This is a genomic window from Paraburkholderia sp. GAS41 (genome assembly GCF_050436545.1).
Lineage (GTDB): Bacteria > Pseudomonadota > Gammaproteobacteria > Burkholderiales > Burkholderiaceae > Paraburkholderia.
In genome coordinates, this window is sequence record NZ_JBNDMK010000070.1 from 1 (window position 1) to 2,996 (window position 2,996).

4 protein-coding genes are annotated in these 2,996 nt (G+C 52.3%); 1 reads left to right on the forward strand and 3 read right to left on the reverse strand.

The window, feature by feature from the left end; translation table 11 throughout:
• Nucleotides 1–629: 629 nt before the first annotated feature.
• Both P3T43_RS35490 and P3T43_RS35495 read right to left on the reverse strand, forming a co-directional pair.
• The gene (locus tag P3T43_RS35490; protein WP_429285645.1) at nucleotides 630–929 is read right to left on the reverse strand and encodes a hypothetical protein; all 300 of its coding nucleotides are present in this window, start codon (nucleotides 927–929) and stop codon (nucleotides 630–632) included.
• 211 nt (nucleotides 930–1,140) lie between these two features.
• The gene (locus P3T43_RS35495) at nucleotides 1,141–1,656 is read right to left on the reverse strand and encodes a hypothetical protein (RefSeq protein WP_429285646.1); all 516 of its coding nucleotides are present in this window, start codon (nucleotides 1,654–1,656) and stop codon (nucleotides 1,141–1,143) included.
• 105 nt (nucleotides 1,657–1,761) lie between these two features.
• Between P3T43_RS35495 and P3T43_RS35500 the strand changes: the two genes are divergently transcribed.
• A complete protein-coding gene (locus tag P3T43_RS35500) occupies nucleotides 1,762–1,998 on the forward strand; it encodes a hypothetical protein (protein ID WP_429285647.1) in 237 nt (78 codons plus the stop codon).
• Between the two features lie 97 nt (nucleotides 1,999–2,095).
• Here P3T43_RS35500 and P3T43_RS35505 read toward each other — a convergent pair whose 3' ends face one another.
• Nucleotides 2,096–2,644, reverse strand: a complete 549-nt coding sequence (locus tag P3T43_RS35505) for a GNAT family N-acetyltransferase (RefSeq protein ID WP_035485260.1) — start codon at nucleotides 2,642–2,644, stop codon at nucleotides 2,096–2,098.
• Nucleotides 2,645–2,996: the final 352 nt, after the last annotated feature.

Consider the following 2,996-nt stretch of genomic DNA (forward strand, 5'->3'; position numbering starts at 1 on the left):
TCTGGCTTTCCGTGAATCTGGACGTCTTCATGCAAAATTCCCTGTCGATCCTGCTGCTAGAAAATTCTACCTTGAACACCCGTTAATTCTCGGGGGGACCACCATTTGCGCTCTTTAACTACCCGGCAGACTGGAATGCGCGCAGAGCTTCGATTGTTCATGTGCTGACCGGTCCGTATGGTATTCGTGTTCTTTCGATTCATGCCATTGATTCGTTTTTCGGCCAGCAAGACTTGAAAGCGATGAAGGATCGTCGCTGATCGCTCGCAGTTCCCCGAGCCGTCCAAGATTGCACGCGTGGCCATTTTTGGATGTCTGATCTGCAGAACGGTGATCGTCCCTTCAGGGTCGGGTGCCGCCGGTCGCATACCTGTTGAGATTAGCAAGAGGGGGAAAGCGCCCCCTTTATCTTCTCGTTTTCTGGTGTCTCTACCGGTCGAACAGCATTGAGCCGATTCGATCGTTAGAAGGCTCACAACCCGGAGGGTTTGGGGGGGCGTTAAACCTTGAAAGCCGCTCGATACGTCGCGTCGGGTCGACCGGCCTCAGTGGATCGCGTGCTGTCGACAACCTCGCAGATCGCTGATCTGAGTGGTCCCTCTTATACTTGTTCACGCCAAATAGTTATATCAGGGTTGCGCGGCTTCATTGGCTAGCATGCGACGGCGGCGAAGCGTGAAGCGGATGAAGAACCCACAATCGATTGCTACCAATGCAATCGCAAGCCACCACATGTAGGCTGTGAACTGATGAGCACTCTCGAAACGAGCAGGATCGTTAGCGCGATACATTAAGCCACCGTCACGCATATGCTTTATGCCAGTCAGAGCCTCGTCACGCCACACTACGTATTCGTAAATGCCAATCACCGAAAACATTACCGCAGCGAAGGCGCTCATCTTCGCCCGGATTTTGTCCGCGACCAGCATGGCTTCTCGACTGAGCACGCTAAACCCTGTTTGTGTGTTGATCGTTATCAGCTATGAACCATAGCACGTCGGCTGCACGGTCGCTACATATCAACGATTCGCACATGCCTGTTGAAAATACCGTTGCTAACTGGCTGGCTGACTGTTCGATGCAAATTGCATACACAATTCAATTTTACATGATAACAATCAATTATTAATATCGGACATGTTATTTTCGAATCAGCAAAGAAAGGATAACAATGCGTAGCAAATACAGAGCAATTATCGGCATAGGAATAATCCCCATCATGACCAGTCCAAAAATAATTGAACTGACGGGATCGGAATAGTAGATTCTGAATTCACCACTTAGGACAAGTTTGATAGACTCAAGAAATATAGTCGAAAAGAAAACTATAAAAAATAATGCGGCCAGATATCGCGTCACACCCCCTTCGCGAAAATTACGAAGATCCACCTTTCGATTCCAAATATACAGTAACGCGCGAAGGCTAATTAGGCACCCAGCAAAAACAAAGAAAAGCACTCCAACATTAAAGCCGCAAGCGCTTTCTGGGAAAGCGCTGCGCGGCAGAGGCCAATAACTGGTTTCGGAAAGCCACTTCACTAAAGGCAACGAGCAAAAATTTGATAACGGTTCGCCGAGAGCCACCAGCGACGTACCGAGGATGACACTCGTGAAAACCAGAGCCGTCCATGGAATTTTACTTTGATCAACTGTCATCAGCTTTTTTCCTTTTTTGTAGATCAGTCAAATCTGCTGCTGCTCTAAGATCGGGCGCTACAACGCATTCCGGTTTCTCGACTGGAGAGAATAGACGAAATCGGCGTGCCGAACTATTCAATTCGCATTAGTGTGGTGCGTGAAGCGATTATCAATCGGTCGGCCTTAAAAGTGCGTAACGAATGTCCGCTGCCAAGCTCTTCCGAAGTCGGCTCCGGGTCGGCTCATGCCTTTCGCATGAGAACCGCGCCCGGGGTGATCGACGCGCTCGGTCGTCGGGCACTAGCCGGCCAACATCGGACCTTCGGCGCAAAGATTCAGATCGTTGATACCGACGACTGAAACTGCCGAAATATGCCCTTCGAAACCACGTAGAGTGGCGACAATCAGAGGTCAGTAACGGATTCGCGCCAATTCCGCAAAGCAACGGAGTGTCGACCTAGGTTCGACGGTCGCCTTGAAGCAGTCCGTATAGCGCACTATCCGAAATCTCATCGCCAACAATCCAGCGTTCGCGCAACAGCCCTTCGCGGATAAATCCGAGTCGTTCAAGAAGACGCGCTGAGGCTACATTGCGGGGGTCGATATCGGCCTCAATCCGGCGCAAATTTAGCGCACTGAAGGCGTGCTCAATCAGCGCAGAAGCGGCCTCATTCATATATCCATTTCCCCAGTGCGTGCGTTGCAGACTAAAGCCGATCTCCGCGCGTCGGCACTGCTCATCCGCATGAAAAAGAATGCAAGTGCCGAGCACTTCGCCGGTTGTCTGCGATTCCACCACGCAAATGCAGTCCTTGCCGTCGGTGGATGTATTTAATAGACGCGAAACGCGGTCCACAGCCTGATCTAAGCGCGTCATCGCTGGGAACGAGAAGCGCATAGCATCTGCATCCGACCACATCGCGAATAGTGCTTGCGCGTCTTCCTCACGGAGCGGCCGAAGAGTGAGGCGCGCGGTACTCAGCGTTACAGGTTTAAAAAGTGGCATGAACTGACGGGGGGAGTCGAAAGTAGATGACCCCATTAAAACAGATGGGCGACGAACTAACAACCGCACGCGTCGAACATGTGACGGATCTGCGTTTGTGCGGCCGCTTTCGCGGAAGTCGAATGGCGGCTCAGGGTCGTGGAACGAAACCGCTCGCGCGGTAGGGGGCTCCGGCCAGGCGTGAGGGGTGCAGGGAAGTCTGCTGCGCAGTTCCGTATGTTGGAGGTCGAGGCAATCCGCCTCGTTCCCCAAACGGAGCCGCATCATGACCTCCAATCAACCGGGCGTCAGCCCTTTGCGTCAGCGTATGACGGACGACATGCGCATGCGCCAGCTTTCCCCCAAGACTCAG